We start from the raw sequence: 22436 nt of genomic DNA, 5'->3' as shown, positions 1-22436 counted from the left end.
TGAAATTGTAGAGAAAGTTAATTGTGATGACACCTACACTTTATCAGGCATGTGTGTAATAATTAATCGCGAGTAAAAGGAGAATGATTATTATGAATCAGATTTTCAAAGTTGTGTACAGTGCAGCAAAACAATGTTATGTGGTAACATCTGAGTTTGCTAAATCCAATGGTAAAAAAGCAGCAGTTGTAGCAGCTGCATTGGTATTAACAAGTGGCGTAGGTGCGGTGAATGCGGCTGATGTTGATAGTTTAGATACTCGATTAACTTCTTTAGAAACAACAGTCTCTAAAATTAATGCTAAGGTAACAGCTGGTACACCAGGTGCAGCAGCAAATAATGCGCAAATTGAAGAAAACAAAGCAAATATCGAAAAAAACAAAACTGAAATTGAGGCGCAAGCTACACGAGTTGATAAAGTAGTTGATGCAGTAAGTGAGATATCTACAGACGTTGAAGAAAATGGCAAGAAAATCGATACTAATGCTAGCGATATCCTTACGAATAAAGAGGCGATTGCTGCCAATACAACAAAAATTGGAGAAGCTATTGAGAGTGTAAATGCTAACAATGAGGCTATTACAACTCTTAAAGCGTCTGTAGAGAAAGATGAAGAAAAATTAGATGTAGTTGATAAAGCAGTAGAAGCAAATCGTAATGATATTGATGCAAATACTACTAATATTGAAACTAATAAACAAGAAATTGCTAAAAACACAGAAGCAATTAAAGCAACAGATGCGCGTATTACAAAAGTAAAAGAACTTACAGCTAAAGCAATTACAAATGCTATGGAAAAGTTAGGAGAGGAAGTTCTTAATCCATTGGCTACTGAAGTAGCAAAAAATGAAGAGAATATCGAAGCCAATAAACAAGAAATTGCTAAAAATGCAGAAGCAATTAAAGCAGCAGATACGCGTATTACAAAAGTAAAAGAACTTACAACTAACGCGCTTACTGATGCTATGACAGACTTAAATGAGAAGATTCTTGATCCAATGGGAAAAGCTGTAGAAAAAAATGAACAAGACATTGATGAGTTGAAAAAACAACACTCCGCTCACGAAACTTCTATTACGAATTTGGATGACCGCACAACTGCATTAGAAGCTGTAAAAGGCACAAAAGAAGGCCTTGAAAAACTCAAAAATGTAGAAGCTAAAGTAGATAAAAATACTGAAAAAGTCAAATTAATCGGTGAAGCTTTAAAAGCAACGACAGAGGCTATCAAAGACAATGCAGATAAGATTCAAGCTGCAGGAGAAGGGTTAAAAGCAACTACAGAAGCGATTGGCGATTTAGATAAAAAAATCGATGAGGATACTAAAAAAGCCAAAGACGATGCAGTAGCAGAAGCTGGTACAAAAGCAGATGAAAAGGTTGCAGCAGCTAAAACAGAACTAGAAGGCAAAATTGATACAGCAAAAACAGAAGCCATCACAGAAGCTGGAACAAAAGCAGATGAAAAAGTAGCAGCAGCTAAAACAGAATTAGAAGGCAAAATTGATACAGCAAAAACAGAAGCCATCACAGAAGCTGGTACAAAAGCAGACGAAAAAGTAGCAGCAGCTAAAACAGAGTTAAAAGGAAATATTGCCACAGCGAAAACAGAAGCTATCGCTGAAGCTGGCAAAAAAGTAGATGCTGCAAAAACAGAATTAACAGAAAAAATTACAGAAGCTAAAATGGCGGCAGATAAAGCAGCTACTGATAAATCTGCAACAGCAAGAAAAGAGGCAGTAAAAGAAGCTGGTACAAAAGCAGATGAAAAAATTGATACAGCTAAAAAAGCCATTGCTGAGGATATTAAAACTGCAAAAGAGGAAGCTATTAACACAGCTGGTACTAATGCAGATAAAAAATTAAATGAAGCTAAAGCAGCGTTGGATCAAAAACTTGGTAATTTAGATACTACTACTGTTAAACTAGAAAAATATGATAAAGACATTGCATCTTTACAAGAAAAAGACAAAAACCATGAAGCTCGTTTAACGACTGTTGAAAATGATGTGAAAACTGTAGGCGCTAATGCAGCGGCGTTAGCAGCATTGAAACCTCTACAATACAACCCTGGTCAAACTACTCAAGTAATGGCAGGTGTTGGTACATACCGTGGTAAAACTGCAGTAGCATTAGGTGCTGCTCACTATGCTAGCGAAAACTTAATGTACCATGCAGGCGTAAGCTTCGGTAACGGCAACGGCGCAATGGCTAATGCTGGTGTTACAATTGGATTTGGCAGCGGCGAAGGTGCAAAAATGAACTCCTCTAAAGTAGCTGAATTACAAAGCGCAGTAGATCGTTTAACAGCTGAAAACGAACAAGTGAAAGCAGCATTGTACGATATCTACGCAAAATTACAAGCTAAATAAGAAATAACTTAGAGAATAGATCACTAGGGTATCTCCTAGTGTATAGAAAACTAAGATTATGACAGGAATACATGTTAGGTATACTCTATTTTGGGGTATCCTAACATGTATTTTTTATATGAATCAATATATGTTTTTCTCTAAGTGTTCAATGACTAGACTAGAATAGTGATACATGTAGTGACATACTAAGACTGCATTAGAGTTTCACAGGTGTGGTATAATTGTAATAGAATCTATATAGCATATCCCTATTTAGGTATTAGGGATGATGAGGTGTCATATGAAATATATTAAGGAGCCTTTACAATTAGACAATCCGTTGGAGTTTTGGCTAAACTTCGAGGGCGAAGAACGGGTCTTTTGGGTGGATCGTCAAAGTAATCGTGTAGTGGTAGGCGCTAAACGATTGGCGGTGGTACAAGACGACCGTGACCGAGAACAATATGCATACGTATTTTATGGAGGCACGTTTTTCCCTACTGTGAAAGATAAAAAATGGCGCAATATGGGCCATGAAATGGTGGCTTTCACCCATTACTATATTGTGGAAAATGGGGAGTCCTTTTACCTGCATGCAGGGGAGGGCGTAGACATACAGCGCCATAAGATTGAGCGCGTGAATCATACGTTCACAGAAACTAGTGATGATAAACAAGATTGGGATACCTTGATGGATGCCATTTTGACAAATATCCATAAAGGACGCATGACGAAGGTGGTTTCTTCTCGTGAGGTAGAGTTTACCAGCCCTACAAAGTTTGATGTGGTGAGCATATTAGACCGTTTGGTGGAGAATAATCCAAATTGCTTTATTTTTGGTTATGAAAAAGAGGGACGTACCTTTGTGGGGGCATCCCCTGAAATTCTCGTACGTCATCGGGGGGATGAAATTTTAAGCTATGCTTTGGCAGGAACAGCACCAAAGTTTGGTCCTAAGGCGTGGACGAAAGAACGATTCCTGAATGACCATAAAAATCGGGTGGAGCACAATATTGTGCGAGATCGTATTGTGCATACGATGCGACAAGTGACGGAGGATGTGACCGTAGGAGAGACAGGGATTATGGAGCTTTCACGGTTATACCATTTGCGGACCATCATCACCGCTAAGGATCGCACGAAATCCCTCATCGAATGGGGCCAATTATTACACCCTACACCAGCCCTAGGGGGCGAGCCACGAGAGTTGGCAATGGATTTACTGGCAAAGTATGAAGCCCATGAGCGCGGTATGTATGCGGCGCCCTTTGGATTTATGAAAGACATGGGGGATGGCATTCTAGTGGTTGCCATTCGGTCGGCCCTTATCATGGATAACCGACTCTATGCCTATGCAGGATGCGGTATTGTGAGCGAATCCAATAGCGATGAAGAGTACGAAGAAACTATCAACAAAATGGGTACTATATTGGATGCCTTGTAGGATGATACATCCACGTATAGATCCAATTAGGCATGCCATAGGGTAGGATGATGAATCCGTACCGATGTATTGAACAGATACAGGAAGTTAAACAGGAATGTTGAGCAATCAGCATTCCTTTTTTTGTTATGAACCCATGTCTATGTATGTCAGTTAATTATGAAAGAGATAGGGGCGTCTAGGTGTTAGATAGATACCCAGTGCAACTCATATGGATACGTACAGAATCTAAAAACAATGGTATAATACATAGTAGATAGTCACTATTAGATATAGTACAATACCACATATTGGTATGGGAGATACGATATGAATGAATATATAGCAAGTTTGGTAGATGAGTTATACCAATTAGGGGTGCGCCATGCGGTGTTCAGTCCTGGTTCACGGTCCACTACATTAGCGATGCTCTTTCAAAGCCATGGAGGCTTTCACACATATATGAATATTGATGAACGGTCTGCTGGGTTTATGGCATTGGGCATTGCCAAAGCACAAGGCGAACCAGCCGTATTGGTGTGCACATCGGGGTCTGCGTTGACTCATTATGGCCCTGCTGTAGTGGAAGCCAAGCACAGCGGTGTACCTATGATTATTTTGTCCGCCGACCGTCCGTACACCTTGCAACAGGTGGGGGCACCGCAGACGATTGATCAACAGAAATATTTTGGCACCGCCGTGAACTATTATGAGGAATTGTCTGTGCCTAGTGAAAGTCACTATTACACGTACCCTCGTCAAGTGGCACGCCGTGCCTATTTGAAAGCGAATGACCACAAATTGGGGCCGGTACACATCAATGTACCTTTGTTTGAGCCTTTGGTGCCCAATCGTGAGGAAGAGTATTTTAAACAAGGTCGCAGTGCGAAATCATTCCGACTTGTGAAACATCAGGAGATAGCATCCTTGGCATCGTTACTCAATGGAAAGCAAGTGCTCATCTTGGGTGGTCCTACTGTGACGAATCCCAAAGCAGTCGTAGACTTTGCCGATCGGATTGGCGCTGTTGTCATCGGTGATCCCTTGTCTAATTTGCGCCAATACGAGGGCGTGATTAGCACCTACGATGCGTTCTTGGCTCATCATGAACGATGGGAAGAGTTGCGACCTGATGTGGTCATCCAATTGGGACAAATCCCTGTGTCAAAACGGATTCAGCAATGGATGGGGACCTTGACGGACATCGATTATATTACCGTTAGCCCTAATGCAGATGTAGTGAATCCTAGCTTGACAACTACCATACATGTCATGGCGAGTGTAGAGGTATTCTTAGAGGAGATCTATCGTGGCTTATTTGCTATATTGGATCTAGGTAGTCGAATAGGCGATACAGTGCAGGGATTATTAGATAAGAGTGACGCGGAAGGCGCTAGCTCTTATAAAATTGGACTGGAACAGGATATCACAGATATCAATCATCGACATAGATTAGAGGAATCTAACACAGCATGTAGTTGCTATACAGTATCGGATATAGAGTATGTCAGAGTATGGCAACAAATCGAATCCAACAGCCGTGAACAATTAGACAAGGTTCAAGAGGAACCGAATCTATTTGAAGGTCGTACCATTCATATGCTACAACAAATGATGTCTGATGAAGGCCAACTTCTGGTGGCGAATAGTATGTCTATTCGTGATATGGACTATTTCTGGGCCACTGGACGATCGCAAGCCATGGTGTACGGAAATCGTGGCACCAATGGTATCGATGGGACCGTGTCTACGGCGTTAGGGCTTAGCACGAATGGAAAACCAACAGTGATGCTGACGGGAGATTTAAGTTTCTTTCACGATATGAACGGTTTAGCTATTGGAAAAACGCAGGGGATGAACTTGACCATCATTTTACATAACAATGATGGAGGCGGTATTTTCCAATATTTGCCACAAAAAGGAACGGATGATTTCGATTACCTGTTCAATACACCGCAAGGCATTGATTATAGTGGGTTAGCCACCATGTATGGCTTAGACTATGTAAAAGTCACTACGAATGCAGAGTTAGAACAGGCGATGCAACACTATATCGGTACAGAGGGGATTCACCTCATTGAAGTGCCTACCTCTAAAGAAATTAGTCGTGAGTTACACAAGGTCTATCGGGTGCAATAATATGAGACCGATGATTCAAGATATACGAACCTTAGATATGCAACGTATGCAGATCCACATAGGAGAATACTACTATGGGGTGACTGTAATGGGTACGGGAAAACCGTTAGTTTGTTTTCATGGATTTTCCGAATCCGGGTCTACCTGGGATGGCATTGAGGTGCAAGGTTATCGACTGATACGTATCGATAGTATGGGTCATGGTAGGTCGGCTCGACCTATGGAATTAAAACCTTATGAACTGCCTCAGATGCTCAGTGATTTGCATCGGGTTATCTATGCCGTAGCCGGTGAAAGATATGCTCTCATGGGGTATTCCATGGGGGCTAGGCTAGCTTTAGTATATGCGCTAGAGTATCCTCAGGAAGTGTCGCATCTAGTCTTGGAAAGTGGCTCTGTAGGGATAGAAGATAGAGTAGAACGACAAGACCGCTATGTAGCCGATCAAGGGCTGGCTGAACGGATTCGTGCACATGATATCACGTGGTTTAGCGAGACCTGGGCTCAGCTAGAGATTTTCAAGACACAACAAGGTTTGCCTACAAAGGTGCAACAGCAGATTAGAGGGCGGCGCTTGCTCAATAGCCCTCATGCATTGGCGTTCACCTTGAAAGGAAGCGGACAGGGGAGTATGCCTTATGTAGGTCATCGTTTGTCGGAGTTGACCATGCCCATTTGTTATATTAGCGGTGAGCTAGATGCAAAATATACAGCCATTGGGGCTAAATATTTTAGTGATGTTCATCGCATCGTATCGCAGGTGGGTCATAATGTGCATGTGGAAGCACCAGAGGCGTATCGGCAAATTTTAAAACAATTTTTCCTATAACCGTCACTACTAGCGAATGTCTCTGTAATGACTGTGTATACTAGTGATATGATAGAAATGAGAGGTGTCCTATGATTACAAATATTGCCCTGTACCATATGCAATTACCGATGAAGTTTACTTTCAAAACGGCAAAGGGTGAAGTCGGTGTCAGGGATACTCTCATTGTTCGTTTGGAAGATGAAGCGGGCTATGTAGGTTACGGCGAATGCGTGGCCTTCGTAGACCCTTTTTATACAAAAGAAACGGCGGCATCTTGTTGGGATACCTTATGTACGAGGTATTTACCAAACCTGTTGGGGCAAGAAACAACAACTACATTGCCACAACAATGGCTGATGGAAGGAATGCCTATGACTGTGGCATCTGTGGAAAATGCCTTGCTCCATCTACAATGCCATCGCTTAGGGGTCAATACAGTGGAATACGTGCTACAGCAATCCTTACTACTGACCGTACCTACGGGCATTGTCATTGGTGAGGTTCCTTTGGATACCTTGGTAGATACTGTATCTGCTTATGTATCACAAGGGTGTCAGCGTATTAAACTGAAAGTATCCCCTAAGGATGGTTATGAACGAGTACAGCGAGTGCGTTCAGCCTATCCAGACCTTATGTTAGCGGTGGATGCGAATCAAAGTTACACCTATGAAGATGTGGATAAGGTGCGGGCCTTACAGGGGTTTCATTTGGCCTGTATAGAAGAGCCCTTTCAAATACAAAGTTTAAAAATGTACCATCAATATAAGTCAACTCACGAATGGGGGATTACGACTCCTATATGTTTAGATGAATCGATTTTGGGATATGACGATTTGGTCTATGCCCATGCGCATGGCTTGTTGGATGTACTCAATGTAAAAGTGGGTCGTTTAGGTGGTCTTCGAGAAACGGCTAATGTCATTCAGTATTGTCGTGACCATGGCATCCAGTACTGGATTGGATCCATGGTGGAATCGAGTATTTCCAAATGGATGCATGTACAATTAGCGGCTCTAGGAGATAGTTATATGCCGGGAGATTTGTCAGATTCGTTGCGCTATTTTGAGCGAGATTTGACTCGACCGCCTATTATTAGTACAATAAAAAACTGCAGTATAGAGAGACTTTCACAGTTTGTGGAGGTACCTAATGGTGCTGGATTGGGTGTAGACGTTGATATAGAGGCGTTAGAGACGTATTGCATACATAAGAAATTATGGCACCTATAACGGATTTATATACTTGTATAGGTTGTGGATGTGGTATGATACAATATACAAGTAGTGTATGAAACTATATGATATATACAGATATGATGCATTTCAAGTAGAGGTGGAAAGTATCGTTCTTATACATAGGTAAGTAGGAGGTTTGTATGACAGAGTACATAGAATTATTAAAACGTGAGGTAAAACCGGCCTTTGGTTGTACGGAGCCAATCGCCTTGGCTTTTGCAGCGGCGAAAGCGGCAGAACTATTAGGAGTTCGACCAGATCACATTCATGGTCGGTTAAGCGGCAATATTATTAAGAATGCAAAAAGTGTGACCATTCCTAATTCAGAAGGTCGTACGGGCATTTATTATAGTCTTATTTTAGGCACCTTAGTAGGGACAGCGGCGAAAGAACTAGAAGTGCTAGAAGACCTTACTCATGAACAAGTGGTAGAAGCAGACCGTTTATTTGAAGCGGATTACTGTGATATTGAGCTAGCAGAAGGGGTAGAAAACTTATTCATCGAAGTCACTGCCGTCGCTGGTGAGCATACATCTAAGGTCATTGTTCAAAATACACATACCACTATTTCTTACGCAGAAAAAGATGGGGAAGTATTGATTGCCTTATCTGCAGAAGAAGTGGCTAAACACTCCATGGAATTGTGCTTTGACTCTTGCTATGAATTTGCTAGTACTGTAGATGCGAAAGAGTTGGAAGATATTTTAGGACCACAATTAGATTTGAATATGGCTATTGCCGAAGAAGGTATGAAAAACAATTATGGTTCCAACATTGGTAAATTGATTATTTCCAATTCTTCTTCCATTGCGGATAAAGCTCGTGCCTATGCAGCTGCTGGCTCTGATGCACGCATGGACGGTTGTTCTATGCCAGTAATGATTAACTGCGGTAGTGGTAACCAAGGGATTACATTATCTGTACCTATTATGATGTATGCTAAAGAATACGGTATCGATCGTGACCATACGTTGCGTTCTTTAGCCTTAGCCAATGTGTTAGCTCTATACATTAAACAATATATTGGTCGTTTGAGTGCTTATTGCGGTGTAGTGAGTGCTGCTTCTGCTACAGCCGCTGGTGTAGCATTCTTGCTTAATGAATCCAAGGAAGTAGTTTGGGAAACATTATCAAATGCATTAGCAGGCACATCCGGTGTGGTTTGCGATGGAGCAAAAGCATCTTGTGCTATGAAAATTGGTATGTCCCTTGGTAATTCCTTATTAGCCTATACACAAGCAAAGACAGATAATAGCTTTAAAGCAGGCCAAGGTATTGTAAAAGAAGACATTGACCATACGGTGCAAACGGTAGCAACCATTGCCCGTGAAGGGATGAAGCAAACCGATGTTGTCATCCTAGAAACCATGTTAGAAAAGTAATCTATGCATTATTGGTATAGAGAATGAGAACAATTCTATATTGATTTTTCTAAAAGTATAGTGTATGATAGATACATAGATTGATTTCATAGTCACATACTCAGTTTGTGCTATGTATAGGTTGTAACAATAAAGGAGATTTAGCATGGCAATCATCGGTAAACAACTACCAGCTTTTGAATTAGATGCATTCCGTAAACCAGAAATTATTAAAGTGAGCAATAAAACTATCGAAGGTAAATGGAGCGTGTTTGTATTCTATCCAGCAGACTTCACATTTGTATGTCCAACAGAATTGGCAGACTTACAAGATCAATACGCAGAATTGAAAAATTTGGGCGTAGAAGTATTCTCCGTATCTGTTGACTCTGCGTTCGTTCACAAAGCATGGTCCGATGCATCTCCTACAATCAATAAAATCGAATACACTATGGTATCCGATATTAAACATGAATTAGCTGACTTCTTCGAGACATTCTCTGAAGAGTCTGGCCAAGCGTATCGCGGTTCTTTCGTGGTAGACCCAGAAGGTATCGTTCGTGCCGCAGAAATCTGTGACATGGGTGTAGGTCGTTCTGCTGCTGAGTTAGTACGTAAAGTACAAGCTTGCCAATTTGTTGCAAAACATGGTGAAGTGTGCCCAGCGAAATGGACTCCTGGTGAAAAAACGTTGAACCCAGCAGATCTTGGCTTAGTTGGCAAAATCTAATGTAAATAAACAGCTCCTTTAGTAGTTTTGTGGTTGAAGGCTCCTCTCCCTCTCTCGAATCTTCAACAACACATGATGTACTAATTGAGTGTGTTGACTATATTTGTAAACTTTCCTAAGAACACATCTTAGATCCTTTACTTCCCATAAAGACGACAAAGCTATGCTTTGTCGTTTTTATCTTTCTCAAATTATATAGTTGTATTACTAAAAAGTATCCTTTATTCATTTAAATTATTAGATTTAGTTTAGAAATTTGTATATAATAAGGAGGTAAGGTTACAAATAGAATGCATATAGGAGAATGAGAATGTTAGAAGTTACATACGAACGATTGGCAGGGATTTTTAAAGCCCTTAGCGATGAAACAAGATTGCACATTGTAGACATGTTGTCTTGTAATGAATTATGTGCGTGTGATATTTTGGCTAGTTTTGAGTTATCTCAATCTACTCTTAGTTATCACATGAAAATTTTAATTGATGCAGGTATTGTGAATTCTGTGCGTAGCGGTTTGTGGACACGCTATTCCATTAATGAAGAAGCATTTGATGAATTTGTTAAATTCTTGCCTGAATTATATAAAACAAAAGATGAGTGCATTTGTGCACAAATCAAATACTGCCGTATTGAGGATGCTCCACAAGCGGTGGCAGAATAATATGAAACGTTGGATTATGCATGTAGATATGGATGCTTTCTTTGCATCTGTAGAACAACATGATCGTCCAGAACTACAAGGTCATCCAGTTATCGTGGGTGGCCTTTCTTCACGTGGTGTGGTGGCTACGTGCAGTTATGAAGCGCGAAAGTTTGGCGTGCGTTCTGCTATGCCTATTAAAAAGGCTAGAAAATTATGTCCAGATGGTATCTATCTATTGCCACGGATGGAACGATATCATGAAATTTCTGATCAAATTCATGAGGTATTGCATCGGTTTAGTCCCTATTTAGAGCCCATTTCGTTAGATGAGGCTTTTTTAGATATTTCAGGATTAGGAAAACTCTATGAGTCTCCTATGGCGGTGGGCCGTGCTGTGAAAGAACAAATTAAGGACTTAACGGGTTTGGTCGCATCTGTGGGAATTGGACCGAATAAGTTTTTAGCAAAACTAGCGTCGGATTTACGAAAGCCAGATGGTTTATATATTATTCCTCATGGTCAAGAAAGCGCTCATATTAAACATTTACCGGTACGCAGGTTGTGGGGCGTAGGGGCTCATATGGAACAAGCATTACAGCGAGGCGGCTTTCATAGGATTCAAGATATTGCGCAGTTAGATTCGTATCATGAGTTAGAACCTTATTGCGGTCATCAAAGTGAACGTGTGTATTTGTTGTCTAAAGGCATTGATGATCGTCCTATTGAGTGGAATCGTGAGTTGCAATCCGTAGGCAATGAACTGACCTATGAAAGGGACTTAATGGACCCAGAGGAAATCGACAACGAATGGCGATATTTTGCCCACCATGTAGCTAAGCGTTTGCGCCAGAAAAGACTTAAAGGTCATACGATAGCCATCAAAGTACGATTGCCAGACTTTACCACCAAAACAAGGCAAAAACGATTATCCTATCAGACGGATAGAGAAGATGTATTGTATGAGACGGCCTGTGTATTATATAATAAACTTAATGTACAGGGACCGTTCCGGTTATTGGGGATTACGGTCAGTGGCTTTCACCAAGAGGTGGAGCAAGACTCGCTCTTTCAGAGTGAAGAAACAGAGCCAGATCGGTTAGCACAAGTACTAGATACTTTGGAAGAACGATTTGGAGAAGATATTGTTACCACAGGAGCTATGTGGAAACGAAAATTGAAGGATGACACGACATCGTCCTAGGAGGATAGTATGCAACAATATATATTGGACCAGGAACAGATTGAAAAGTTGTTACAAGGCTTGCAGATAGCATATGGTCATTGCAAAAAAGTGCAACAGCAATATGTGGCGAATTTAGAGGCGCACCATATGGAGTCCCCTGAAATGGCTATGGAAGTGGTAGAAGACTTAGAAAACTTTGCTCATATGTTGGCTCTATTGGGAAAACAATGGGAAGAATTACGTGGGCTCCAACGTATGGTAACAGATCATTATCTGTATGATATGATATCTTCCTTAGAAGAGACACCAACAGTAGAAGCTATGGCGGATGAAGGTGTGGAAGGCTATGATGTAGGTGTAGCATTAGGCGTAGATTTTGTGATGGCTGAGCGTTGGCAAGGGGAAACGCCTGTAGAGAAGGTTGAATCGAAAGCAACATCGAGTTCTTTTATGAATTTATTCAGCAATACCAGTGAAACGAAGCGTATTAATGAGCATGACTATGATGACGATGGGGAGGATAACGACTCTAAAGACGATGAAGAGGATGCGGTCATTGAGTTAACGAAATATACTAACAAAAAATCTAACTTGTATGATATGTTTGAGATAGAGTCCTCAACAGAGACAAAAAAAGATCATAAAAAGCGTTGTAAACATTGCACAGAAGATTCTCCTATACCAGAAGAGCGAGATAAATGCTGCATTGTGAAACAAGAAAAAAAGAAAAAGAAGGAAAAAAGCAAAGATAAGTCGAAACATAAAAAAGAAACTCCCTCTGTAGACAAGTGGGCAAAAAAATTGTCTAAATGGGAACGCTATGCAGAAGAGCATGGCGATGCATGGACAGAAAAAGTCTTGCAAAAAGTAGCAAAAAAGGCAGAGAAAAAAGCGGAAAAGCGCGGCATGAAAGCGGTCTTCAAAAAACACAAGTTAGACCGATTTGCGAAACTGTCGAAGGAGGACTAAGGTATGGATATCATCAGTATTTTAGGCTTTATATTATTAGGGGTTGCCGTAGCGACGTTAGGTACCATCATCGGTGCCGGTGGTGGTATTATCTTTGTGCCTGTATTTTTATATTTCTTTCCAGAGTGGACGCCAGCCATGGTGGTAGGTACATCCTTGTTTACGGTAACCTGTAATGCCATTTCTGGTACGATTGCCTATGTGAAACAGAAAAAAATTCTCTATAGCGCAGCCATTCTTTTTAGTATTGCTACTTTCCCTGGATCTATCGTTGGAGCTCATGTGGCGGAATATTTTGATGGTAATGGATTCCGATTCTGGTTTGGTTCTTTCTTGCTTATCATGTCTGGCTTTATTGGCTATAAAAATATGAGAAAAGGAGAACGTAAAGAAGAAGCCTTGCAGTTAGAAGAATTGACCTATAATAAAGTGGTAGGTATTCTAATTAGTATGGTAGTCGGATTCCTATCCAGTCTATTTGGTATCGGCGGTGGATTGATTCACGTGCCAGCCCTCATTTACATTATGGGATTCCCTACGCATATGGCCACAGCTACTAGTCATTTTATCTTGGTTACCTCTACATCAGTAGGGACATTGACGCACTTCTTGAGCGGGCATATCCATTTTGAAGTGGCTATCCCTTGTGGTATTGGTGCCTTACTAGGTGGTCAATTAGGAGCCTATATTGCAAAACGCTTGCGTGCAAAAACAATTTTGATTGGGTTATCTATTGGGGTTGGTATCTTAGCCTTGCGTTTGATTTACACATCCCACGTATTATTCTAAAAAATAGAGAATAGATTAATTGGAGAGGATTCTATGGGAAAGGGAAAGAAACGAAAACAACACCAACCACAGCCACAACAGACGATTACTACAGCTCGTTTGACTACTATGATTAAATGGATGTTGTTTATTAATCATTTAGCCTTGTGCTGGTTCTTTAATGGTCGGGCTGATATGAGTTTACTAGCTGCTAATATGCTAGGTGGCTTAGCCCTTTGCGGGATTTACTGGATGCGTTTTAAGAAGGAAATGTTTACCGATGAAGATGTAGAGCGTGGCATGCGCTATGTATTGTCCTATATTCTGATGACGATGACAGCTTTCTTTTATACCTTGGCGATGTATCGATCTGGGGAGTTAACGGATACTATGTATCTGATTATTACAGGAGCTAGTTTCTTTGTGTGGTTTTGTTTGTATAGCGCTACACAAGGGTTTATCAAAAAAAGTGAATAATATATACTACAAGTTCTCATTACGTTATAGGTAATGGGAACTTTGTATATTTAAATATTTCGATAAACTATATGAAAAGCTATTGCATTTTATGATTTACTATGCTAAGATATACACATAACAAATAATAATTATTAATTGCTAATTAGAATAATTAGCAAAATAACTAAAGAAAAGGAGAAACCGGTATGAAAAACTTACAAGCAGTCAATCAATATATTGCAAACTTAGCAATTTGGAACATTAAACTTCACAATTTCCATTTTAATGTAGTAGGATCTCAATTTGTGCCAGCTCACAAATATTTAGAAGAAGTCTACGATGTAGCATTTGATTATTATGATGCAGTAGCTGAGCATGTAAAAATGCAAGGTGAAGAACCTGTAGTGCATGTGGCAAAATATTTAGAAATTGCTTCTTTGAAAGAAGAACCAGGCAACAAATTCTCCGTAGAACAAGTGTACAACTTCTTAGTAGGAGATTTCGAATTGTTGAACAAAGAAGCTCGTGCTATCCGCGAAGCAGCTGATGAAGAAGGTAACTTCGGATTAGTGGCTATCATGGAAGACCACATTGCTTACTATGAAAAACAATTGTGGTTCTTACGTGCTACTTTAGGCTAATTCCTCCTGACAGTAACATCGAACCAATCACATAACACTCCCTTATATGTGATAACATCCTGAATATGACAACACTTACAACTATACTATAAACTATACCAAAGGACCCCTGCTCAGGGGTTCTTTTAGTATATAAGGCATACCTTTGAAAGGTGATAAAACGATGTATTGTAAAATTTCATTGCCAGGTGATACAATACAAGTAATGTAAGAGAGGTTGAGAAAGGGGCATAGAGGATGAATCGATTTTTACGACGAGGACAATTACAAACTATAGAACCACAGAAGGATACATCTGTGGTAGAAGACATGGATACGCTGGTGAGTGAAGTGAGTTCGGATGAGTTCTTGGACATGGTGCAACAAGAGGGGACGTCAAAGGATTTGAACCGAGCTATGGATATGGTGGAGATTGAAGAGTCAGAAGAAAACCGTGCACCTTTGGACCCTTATGAAGCAATGACGATTCGTGATTATAGTCAATTGGATGTATTGCCAGAGCATGCTGATGAAGATTATGGTTTTTCTAGTGCAAACGAAACAGAACAGGATCAATTTTTCCATAACAACTACAATGATATTATGGAAGATGAGTTAGAGTATGATCAACAAGAGGCTGATAGTTCTTATGATTACAATTCTGGAGATAGTTTTGACTTCGACTTTGACGTTGATTTTGACTTGTTTGATGACTTTGATAATGACTAGTAAGGAATGAATGATGACGAAGCCCATACATACAAGGACATCAGTATGTCCTTATGATTGCCCAGATGCCTGTGGATTGATCTTGACCATTGAGGGAGACCAGTTACAACGGGTAGAAGGTATGAAAGATCACAGCTTTACGAGAGGAACGCTGTGCCAGAAAATGCAACATTACGAACGAACAGTCCACCATAGGGAACGTCTAACAACGCCTTTGCGACGCATAGGTCCTAAGGGAAGCGGTCAATTTAAACCGATTACTTGGGACGAAGCACTAGAGGAAATTGCTCAGCAGTTTCAGCACTGTATCCATACATACGGTTCTGAAAGTATTATGCCCTATTCCTATGCAGGGACCATGGGAATCTTACAAAAAAGTGCAGGTGATCCACTCTTTGCCATACTTGGTGCCACCCGTCAAGATAAGGGGATTTGTTCCCCTGCCAAACGGTATGGTTGGGCTAGTCTTATGGGGAATACCCTAGGGAATCGTCCACAAGATATACAACACAGTGATTGTGTGGTGCTGTGGAGCCTCAATGCAGTGGCTACGGATGTACATGTTCTACATGATGTGACCATAGCTCGCCAGCGAGGTGCCAAGCTTTGGGTGATTGATACGTACTATACGGAGACAACGAAATTAGCAGATGAAGTTATTATCATACGACCAGGTACAGATGGAGCCTTTGCGTTGGGTGTGGCCTATGTGCTTGTGGAAGAAGGATTAGTACATGAGGAATTTATTCATCAGTATGTACAAGGCTATGAAGGATTCCGTGATGCTGTTATTTCACAGTATCCACCATCGAAAGTGACTCGAATCACAGGTGTGCCAGAGGAACGAATTATCCAGTTTGCTCGTGCTTATGGACAGGCAATGGCGCCATTTATTCGCTTAGGCAGTGGACTATCTCGCTATGGGAACGGAGCGAATACAGTGCGATGCGTAGTGGCACTACCTGCCTTGGTGGGGGCGTACCTACATACAGGAGGTGGACTCTTGTCGAGTGCCTCGGGTAGTCAATTTGTTGGGGGCAAGCGTGTCAGTTGGGAGCGCTTTCAAATAAAAGAAACACGGTTGAACCCAATGATTCATTTAGGTCCAATGTTAACAGAGGTCAACAACCCACCGATTAAGGCCCTCTATGTATATTCCAGCAACCCTGCTGTGACATCGCCAGACCAAACAGTGGTGCGCAAAGGATTGGCACGAGAGGACCTGTTCACGGTGGTACATGAACGATTTATGACGGATACGGCGAAATATGCAGACATTGTGCTCCCTGCAACGACGTCTGTAGAGCATAATGATATCTATAATTCCTATGGACATTACACCATCGGTTGTGGCTATCAAGCCATTCCTCCTGTAGGTGAAAGTCGCTCTAATTGGGATACTATTTGTAGTATTGCCAGAGCTATGGGTATCGATGACCCTGTATTTGCTATGTCAGAATTGGAGATGATTGAAGATATTGTGAGACATGCTCCGATTCCAAGAGAAGTGCAAGATAGAATCTTGGCAGGGGAATTGGTGGAAATGGATCTATCTGGCACGTATAAGCTAGAGTACAGTACACCATCTGGTAAGATTGAATTATACAACCCATTAGAGCGTGAGCCATATCCTGTATATCGTGAAGCGTATGGAGATACAGCGGAGTTCTTCCTCATCAATGGTGCTGATCCACGTATACTAGATTCGTCCTTTTGTGAGATACAAGAAGATACACCAAAGATGGTTGCTCGTATGCATCCTGATGATGCCCAGCGCAAGGGCGTATGGCACAGTGAATTTGTGCGTATGTATAATGAGCGAGGTTCCTTGCGGATTGCCTTAGTCATTGATGATGCGGTGCCAAAGGGGACTATTGTGAGTAGTGGCGTCTGGTGGCAATCGCAGTCCCATGATTCAGAATATACAATGAATGTATTAACTGCCTCACGATCTACCGATTATGGTTGGGGTAGTACCTTTTATGATGTGAAAGTACATGTAGAGTCTTGCGAGTAAAAATGAGTAATGCTTGGTTATAGGTAATAAATGTAGTTTGCCTATCAATTATAGTTCGGATATATATGCATAATTGGTATAGACAAAGCCATTTTCTATAAAGAAAATGGCTTTTTATTTTACTTATAATTAGATATAATAAAAAAATAAGCATAAGAAGTGTTTTTATACAGTGTATATTTGTTATTATGGGATGTATTTGAAAGGAGATATTATGTCAGATCATACTCAACTATCAGGGCGAGCCTATATTGCTATCGGCCTGATGCTGTTCGCTTTATTCTTTGGGGCAGGTAACTTAATCTTCCCTGCTACCTTAGGTCAACATGCAGGTACCAATGTGTGGTGGGCCATCTTAGGGTTTATCGTAACTGGTGTAGGTTTACCATTGTTAGGGGTTATGGCCATGGGATACTCTGGTAGCCGTAACGTACAAAGTTTGGCAAGCCGTGTGCATCCAGTGTTTGGGGTCCTATTTACATTGGCATTATACTTATCCATTGGCCCTGCTTTTGCCATCCCTCGTACGGGGACTGTATCCTATGAAATTGCAGTGAAACCATTCTTAGGTGGAGCCGCCTCAGATACAGCACTATCCTTGTTCCTTGTGGGGTTCTTTGTAGTCACATTGTGGCTCTCTATTAATCCGCAAAAATTGGTGAATCGCATTGGTAAAATCTTAACACCAGCCTTGCTACTGACCATCGTGGTATTGATTGTTAAATCTTTGATTACTCCATTAGGCAGCTATGGTACACCGACAGAGTCCTACGCTACTAGCGGTACAGCATTCCTACAAGGATTCTTAGATGGATATAACACATTAGATGCCTTAGCATCTTTCGTATTTGGTATTTTGGTTATCGAATTCGTGACACTTTCAGGGGCACAAACACGTGATGAGATTACACGCGCTACTATGAAAGCTGGGTTAATCGCCGTAGGTTGCTTAGGCGTAGTGTACATCTTTATTGCTAGCTTAGGCGCTACCAGCGTAGAGCAGTTAGGTATCTTAGATACAGGGGCGCCTGTATTGGCAGAATCTGCTCGTTTATTGTTTGGCGATTTAGGGGCCATGATCTTGGCAGTCATCGTATTGTTGGCGTGTTTGACGACAAGTATCGGACTTGTTACCTCTTGTGCACAGTATTTTAGCACACAATTTGGTGGCTTATCCTATAAAGCTTATGCAGTGCTATTCGTATTGATTTCTTTCGGCGTAGGTATGTTTGGATTGAAAACCATCATTACCGCAGCCATTCCTGTGTTGATGTTCCTGTACCCATTATCCATCGCATTGATTGTATTGGCATTCTTACATCCGTTGTTCAACGGTCGCCAATGCGTGTATGCTTGGACAGTAGGGGCAACCTTCATCACAGCTCTTGTATCTGGCTTAGAAACAGCGAGCGTAGACTTAGGTAGCTTAGGACAATTCTTTGCTACACAAGTACCGATGCATGGCATCGGTATGGACTGGCTTGTATTCGGCGGCGTAGGATTCGTGATTGGATTGATCCATCGGGCGTTGGTGAAAGCTAACTAAAAGATTATTTTATATATGTTGGGACTACTTATATACGAGTAGTTCCAATATTTTTTTCTTATTACATAGGTATAACGGTTTGATGTATCGATCGCTGTGCCTATTTTTAGGTTCTAGGATAGTTAAATGATAAAGCTCTTTAAATTACATACCAATCGAGAAAACAAAAAGCTACACCATAGATAATATCTACGTGTAGCTTTTATGTATATAATCTTACAGGCATTCTTATTCCAAATCGTCGAAGTCGAAAGCCGCTGCTTTTGTATAGTTTGTAACTTTTGCCTCAAAGAAGTCAGTTTTCGTGCTGTTCAAGTTGGAGAAACTTTCAATCCAAGCCATAGGATTTTCCTTGATCTCTGGATATAACAGTTGCAAGCCGATGGAATCAGCACGTTGGTTTGCTAAGTATTTGATATAGCGTTCGATCAATGTGTTGTTGATGCCAAGGATTTTGTCGTCTGTAATGTATTGACCCCAAGCAATTTCATTTTCTGTACCTTCGCGAAGCATTTGTGTCAATTCAGCTTCTAGTTCAGGAGTGAATAGTTCAGGGCGTTCGATGCGAAGCTCACGGATAATGTTTTGGAACAATACTAAGTGAGTCACTTCATCACGGTTGATGTATTTAAAAATCGTGGAAGTTGCAGTCATTTTACCTTGGCGAGCCAATGTGTAGAAGAAGCTAAATCCAGAGTAGAAATAGATGCCTTCTAAAATATAGTTTGCCATAATAGTGCGGATTAAATTGTGCTCTGATGGTTCATCGCTAAAACGCTGATAAATGTCAGCGATGAAGCGGTTACGAGCTAGTAAATGTTCATCTGTACGCCACTCATCATAAATGCGGTCACGAGTAATTGGATTCGTTACCGTATCCAAAATGTAAGAATAGGATTGGGCGTGAATTTCTTCTTGGAAGGCTTGGATGTTTAATAAAGAAGCCACTTCGGATGCCGTAATATAACGGCTTAAATTCGGCAAGTTCTCGCTTTGAATGGAGTCCAAGAAGTTTAAGAAAGAAATAATTTTGTCGAAGGCACGGCGCTCGCTATCCGTTAAATAAGGAAATTGCTTAATATCTTCGTTCAAAGAAATTTCTTCAGGAATCCAGAAATTGTTCAGCATCGTGCGATACAATGTATTCGCCCAATCGTACTTAATACGATTCCATTCCCGTAAATTCGTCGTATTACCGCCCACCATACTTTGCGTGCCACGGTCACCATGTTCATTAAAAATCAGTTTCTTTTCCATGAAAGTAACTCCTACCTTATCTATAATAACAATATATTTATGAATTATTATGAAAGCCTGGATAGAATGCACGCTTTCATAGGTATATAGTTATAAACTACCTCTTATTATACTAAAAATGCATACTAAAAAGATAGGGGGAGAGATGATTAATAGGTAGAGTGTTGTGAGCTTTGATGCAGCAGTGTATAATGATATTAGATAAAAGTTAAAACAATAGTGTATTAGTATTTAGTAGCGGTATTATAAAAATAAAGCCATTAATGAAATAAAAAAGGATAGGTATATAAATATGGGGAATATAGGTCGTGTATCTAAAAATACACATGCGGTACCAAAAGAAAATAAACCGGATACATTAGTATCCTTAGCTAGTTTATCGAAGGAAGAATTAGATAAGGAATTGCAAAAAGGAATAGATTCGTTAAAGAATGATAAAACCTATGGTATAGATGAAGTAGATGCATTTTTTATGAAGAAATATGGTATATAAAAAGCACAGGGACGCGAGCCCTGTGCTTTTGTATACTTTATATTAGAATGTGGGGGCTATTCATTTAGTACAGTCTTATATCATCATTTCTGTACATTCTTATGATAGCATTTATACATTTATAAACTGTTTTCCAACAAGAAATCAATCACATGTTTGTGAACGATTCCATCTTGGCTAAAGTCAACGGTATCCATGGAGAGAACAAATTTAGGGTAATTATCTTGTACATGCGCATACACACCAAATTCACGTTGTCGTGTAGCTTCTGTTTCCATAAGATAGGACACTTGATAGTATACTCGTTCTTTATCCTTCGTAGCAATAAAGTCGATTTCCATATCTTTTACTTTACCGATTCGTACGGTATATCCTCTAGAAATTAGCTCAATATATATGATATTTTCCAGGGTTCTTTCAATATCTTTCGTATTAGAATACCCTTTGGCAGCCCGAAATCCATGATCCGTAAGGTAATATTTTTCATCAATTTTAAGATTCTTTTTACCGACCGTATCAAATCTAGACACCTTTTTTAGGATGAAAGCTTGCTGACAATAGTCTAAATAATTCAGTATAGTATCAATGGAAACATCCCGATGCTCGCTCTTTAAATATTTTTTAATACTAGTTGCAGAAACGGGGGACCCTATATTTTGTATAGTAAATGATAGGATTCGATTGAAAATATCCACATCGCGAATTTTATTGTGTGTCAATACGTCTTTGATCAAAACCGTATGATACACATCATTTAGATATTTATAACTACTATTTTCTTCTAAGTTAAAGTATTTTAAGGTAGGCATACCACCTAATTGGATGAACTTAGTGAATAGCTCTTCTTTACTAAGCTGTTTTTCTTGGAATACTTCTACAAACTCATCAAATGTAAATGGCTGTATTTCAAACTCTACATATCTGCCAGCAAGAAGTGTAGCAAGTTCGCCAGAGATTAAGGTGGAGTTGGAACCAGTAATATAGATGTCGCAATCTTTACCAACACGTAGACCATTTACAACTTTTTCCCAATCTTCCACTAACTGTATCTCGTCAAAGAAATAGTAAAGTTTTCCATCCAAGTGTTTTGTTGTTTCTATGAGATATTTTGCCAATAATGTGGCATTGTTTATCTCTAAAAATTCTAAGGATTCAAAGTTAATATAAACTTTGCGTTCATCAGGCACTTCTTGTAAGATGCTATCTTTGATGATTGTTAATAAAGTAGACTTCCCAACACGGCGCATGCCTGTGAGAATTTTAATTACAGGCTTATCAATGAATGGTTTTATTTGGGTTAAGTACTTAGGACGTTTAATATATTCCATAGCTAACACCTCACTTTCATTGATTCCATTATACTCGAAATAATTAAAGATTCCAATAATGATTTCGAGTATAGTCGAAAGTGTTACAGGTTGTACATATCGATTCGACTATACTCGAAAGGGTGGGAGAGAATTTGGTTTTGATTATAAACGAAATCCATAGAAGAGTCATCAACGTGAGTTGGGCTCATCTCTTCCTACTATGGGAGGAGATGATACTATGACGAAATATGAAACAATCAGCTTGATCATTTCTATTTTATCATTAGTAGTTAACATTATTGCTTTATATAAATAATGAAAACGCCTAACGTAAAGAGGTATCTCACCACCTCAACACGTTAGGCAAATCACATTTCACTACTTTTGAG

At 40.1% G+C, this 22436-nt stretch carries 19 protein-coding genes; 17 read left to right on the top strand and 2 right to left on the bottom strand.

Going from position 1 to position 22436, the window contains the following annotated elements; genetic code table 11:
- The first annotated feature begins 92 nt into the window (after window positions 1–92).
- From EO113_RS04885 to brnQ, 16 genes are all read left to right on the top strand, one after another.
- Window positions 93–2372, top strand: coding sequence for a YadA-like family protein (locus EO113_RS04885; protein ID WP_164726325.1), 2280 nt, complete (start codon window positions 93–95; stop codon window positions 2370–2372).
- 283 nt (window positions 2373–2655) lie between these two features.
- Complete coding sequence (locus EO113_RS04880) at window positions 2656–3798, top strand: isochorismate synthase (RefSeq protein WP_127135683.1); 1143 nt, start codon at window positions 2656–2658, stop codon at window positions 3796–3798.
- 309 nt (window positions 3799–4107) lie between these two features.
- Window positions 4108–5916, top strand: a complete 1809-nt coding sequence (gene menD / locus EO113_RS04875; RefSeq protein ID WP_127135682.1) for a 2-succinyl-5-enolpyruvyl-6-hydroxy-3-cyclohexene-1-carboxylic-acid synthase — start codon at window positions 4108–4110, stop codon at window positions 5914–5916.
- A gap of 1 nt (window position 5917) precedes the next feature.
- Window positions 5918–6745, top strand: a complete 828-nt coding sequence (menH, locus tag EO113_RS04870; protein ID WP_240633666.1) for a 2-succinyl-6-hydroxy-2,4-cyclohexadiene-1-carboxylate synthase — start codon at window positions 5918–5920, stop codon at window positions 6743–6745.
- 71 nt (window positions 6746–6816) lie between these two features.
- On the top strand, window positions 6817–7956 hold the full coding sequence (gene menC, locus EO113_RS04865) for an o-succinylbenzoate synthase (protein WP_127135681.1): 1140 nt from the start codon (window positions 6817–6819) through the stop codon (window positions 7954–7956).
- A gap of 146 nt (window positions 7957–8102) precedes the next feature.
- Window positions 8103–9344, top strand: a complete 1242-nt coding sequence (locus tag EO113_RS04860) for a serine dehydratase subunit alpha family protein (RefSeq protein ID WP_009353877.1) — start codon at window positions 8103–8105, stop codon at window positions 9342–9344.
- A 145-nt stretch (window positions 9345–9489) separates the two neighbouring features.
- A complete protein-coding gene (locus tag EO113_RS04855) occupies window positions 9490–10053 on the top strand; it encodes a redoxin domain-containing protein (RefSeq protein WP_062401150.1) in 564 nt (187 codons plus the stop codon).
- A 310-nt stretch (window positions 10054–10363) separates the two neighbouring features.
- On the top strand, window positions 10364–10714 hold the full coding sequence (locus EO113_RS04850) for a helix-turn-helix transcriptional regulator (RefSeq protein WP_009353907.1): 351 nt from the start codon (window positions 10364–10366) through the stop codon (window positions 10712–10714).
- Window position 10715: 1 nt separating this feature from the next.
- Window positions 10716–11897, top strand: coding sequence for a DNA polymerase IV (locus tag EO113_RS04845; RefSeq protein ID WP_127135680.1), 1182 nt, complete (start codon window positions 10716–10718; stop codon window positions 11895–11897).
- A gap of 9 nt (window positions 11898–11906) precedes the next feature.
- Complete coding sequence (locus EO113_RS04840; protein WP_127135679.1) at window positions 11907–12848, top strand: hypothetical protein; 942 nt, start codon at window positions 11907–11909, stop codon at window positions 12846–12848.
- Window positions 12849–12851: 3 nt separating this feature from the next.
- Complete coding sequence (locus EO113_RS04835) at window positions 12852–13637, top strand: sulfite exporter TauE/SafE family protein (protein ID WP_127135678.1); 786 nt, start codon at window positions 12852–12854, stop codon at window positions 13635–13637.
- 33 nt (window positions 13638–13670) lie between these two features.
- On the top strand, window positions 13671–14093 hold the full coding sequence (locus tag EO113_RS04830; protein WP_009353899.1) for a hypothetical protein: 423 nt from the start codon (window positions 13671–13673) through the stop codon (window positions 14091–14093).
- A 188-nt stretch (window positions 14094–14281) separates the two neighbouring features.
- A complete protein-coding gene (locus tag EO113_RS04825) occupies window positions 14282–14716 on the top strand; it encodes a DNA starvation/stationary phase protection protein (protein WP_009353871.1) in 435 nt (144 codons plus the stop codon).
- A gap of 237 nt (window positions 14717–14953) precedes the next feature.
- Window positions 14954–15424: a hypothetical protein gene (locus EO113_RS04820; protein ID WP_127010306.1), complete on the top strand. Its 471-nt coding sequence runs from the start codon at window positions 14954–14956 to the stop codon at window positions 15422–15424.
- Between the two features lie 13 nt (window positions 15425–15437).
- Entirely contained in the window at window positions 15438–17441 is a 2004-nt protein-coding gene (locus EO113_RS04815; protein ID WP_127135691.1) for a molybdopterin-dependent oxidoreductase, read from the top strand.
- A 214-nt stretch (window positions 17442–17655) separates the two neighbouring features.
- Window positions 17656–18987 carry a branched-chain amino acid transport system II carrier protein gene (gene brnQ / locus EO113_RS04810; RefSeq protein WP_126941180.1) on the top strand — a complete coding sequence of 444 codons (1332 nt, stop codon included), beginning with the start codon at window positions 17656–17658 and terminating at the stop codon, window positions 18985–18987.
- 228 nt (window positions 18988–19215) lie between these two features.
- Here brnQ and EO113_RS04805 read toward each other — a convergent pair whose 3' ends face one another.
- The gene (locus EO113_RS04805; protein ID WP_126941178.1) at window positions 19216–20244 is read right to left on the bottom strand and encodes a ribonucleotide-diphosphate reductase subunit beta; all 1029 of its coding nucleotides are present in this window, start codon (window positions 20242–20244) and stop codon (window positions 19216–19218) included.
- Window positions 20245–20536: 292 nt separating this feature from the next.
- Here EO113_RS04805 and EO113_RS04800 point away from each other — a divergent pair, with 292 nt between their 5' ends.
- The gene (locus tag EO113_RS04800; RefSeq protein ID WP_126941176.1) at window positions 20537–20737 is read left to right on the top strand and encodes a hypothetical protein; all 201 of its coding nucleotides are present in this window, start codon (window positions 20537–20539) and stop codon (window positions 20735–20737) included.
- Window positions 20738–20856: 119 nt separating this feature from the next.
- Here the strand turns inward: EO113_RS04800 and EO113_RS04795 are convergent, their stop codons facing one another.
- Window positions 20857–22065: an ATP-binding protein gene (locus tag EO113_RS04795; protein ID WP_127135677.1), complete on the bottom strand. Its 1209-nt coding sequence runs from the start codon at window positions 22063–22065 to the stop codon at window positions 20857–20859.
- Window positions 22066–22436: the final 371 nt, after the last annotated feature.

This window comes from Veillonella sp. 3913, from assembly GCF_003992235.1.
In the GTDB taxonomy this organism is placed as follows: domain Bacteria; phylum Bacillota; class Negativicutes; order Veillonellales; family Veillonellaceae; genus F0422.
The sequence above is the reverse complement of the archived record's forward strand: the minus strand, read 5'-3'. Positions and strand labels throughout refer to the sequence as shown.

Excerpts from the sequence above, each read along its gene's own strand:
- menC (WP_127135681.1), top strand. The coding sequence starts at position 6,817 with ATGATTACAAATATTGCCCTGTACCATATGCAATTACCGATGAAGTTT.
- EO113_RS04825 (WP_009353871.1), top strand. The coding sequence starts at position 14,282 with ATGAAAAACTTACAAGCAGTCAATCAATATATTGCAAACTTAGCAATT.
- EO113_RS04855 (WP_062401150.1), top strand. The coding sequence starts at position 9,490 with ATGGCAATCATCGGTAAACAACTACCAGCTTTTGAATTAGATGCATTC.
- menH (WP_240633666.1), top strand. The coding sequence starts at position 5,918 with ATGAGACCGATGATTCAAGATATACGAACCTTAGATATGCAACGTATG.
- EO113_RS04845 (WP_127135680.1), top strand. The coding sequence starts at position 10,716 with ATGAAACGTTGGATTATGCATGTAGATATGGATGCTTTCTTTGCATCT.
- menD (WP_127135682.1), top strand. The coding sequence starts at position 4,108 with ATGAATGAATATATAGCAAGTTTGGTAGATGAGTTATACCAATTAGGG.
- EO113_RS04805 (WP_126941178.1), bottom strand. The coding sequence starts at position 20,244 with ATGGAAAAGAAACTGATTTTTAATGAACATGGTGACCGTGGCACGCAA.
- EO113_RS04840 (WP_127135679.1), top strand. The coding sequence starts at position 11,907 with ATGCAACAATATATATTGGACCAGGAACAGATTGAAAAGTTGTTACAA.
- EO113_RS04850 (WP_009353907.1), top strand. The coding sequence starts at position 10,364 with ATGTTAGAAGTTACATACGAACGATTGGCAGGGATTTTTAAAGCCCTT.
- EO113_RS04815 (WP_127135691.1), top strand. The coding sequence starts at position 15,438 with ATGACGAAGCCCATACATACAAGGACATCAGTATGTCCTTATGATTGC.
- EO113_RS04830 (WP_009353899.1), top strand. The coding sequence starts at position 13,671 with ATGGGAAAGGGAAAGAAACGAAAACAACACCAACCACAGCCACAACAG.
- brnQ (WP_126941180.1), top strand. The coding sequence starts at position 17,656 with ATGTCAGATCATACTCAACTATCAGGGCGAGCCTATATTGCTATCGGC.
- EO113_RS04860 (WP_009353877.1), top strand. The coding sequence starts at position 8,103 with ATGACAGAGTACATAGAATTATTAAAACGTGAGGTAAAACCGGCCTTT.
- EO113_RS04820 (WP_127010306.1), top strand. The coding sequence starts at position 14,954 with ATGAATCGATTTTTACGACGAGGACAATTACAAACTATAGAACCACAG.
- EO113_RS04795 (WP_127135677.1), bottom strand. The coding sequence starts at position 22,065 with ATGGAATATATTAAACGTCCTAAGTACTTAACCCAAATAAAACCATTC.
- EO113_RS04880 (WP_127135683.1), top strand. The coding sequence starts at position 2,656 with ATGAAATATATTAAGGAGCCTTTACAATTAGACAATCCGTTGGAGTTT.
- EO113_RS04885 (WP_164726325.1), top strand. The coding sequence starts at position 93 with ATGAATCAGATTTTCAAAGTTGTGTACAGTGCAGCAAAACAATGTTAT.
- EO113_RS04800 (WP_126941176.1), top strand. The coding sequence starts at position 20,537 with ATGGGGAATATAGGTCGTGTATCTAAAAATACACATGCGGTACCAAAA.
- EO113_RS04835 (WP_127135678.1), top strand. The coding sequence starts at position 12,852 with ATGGATATCATCAGTATTTTAGGCTTTATATTATTAGGGGTTGCCGTA.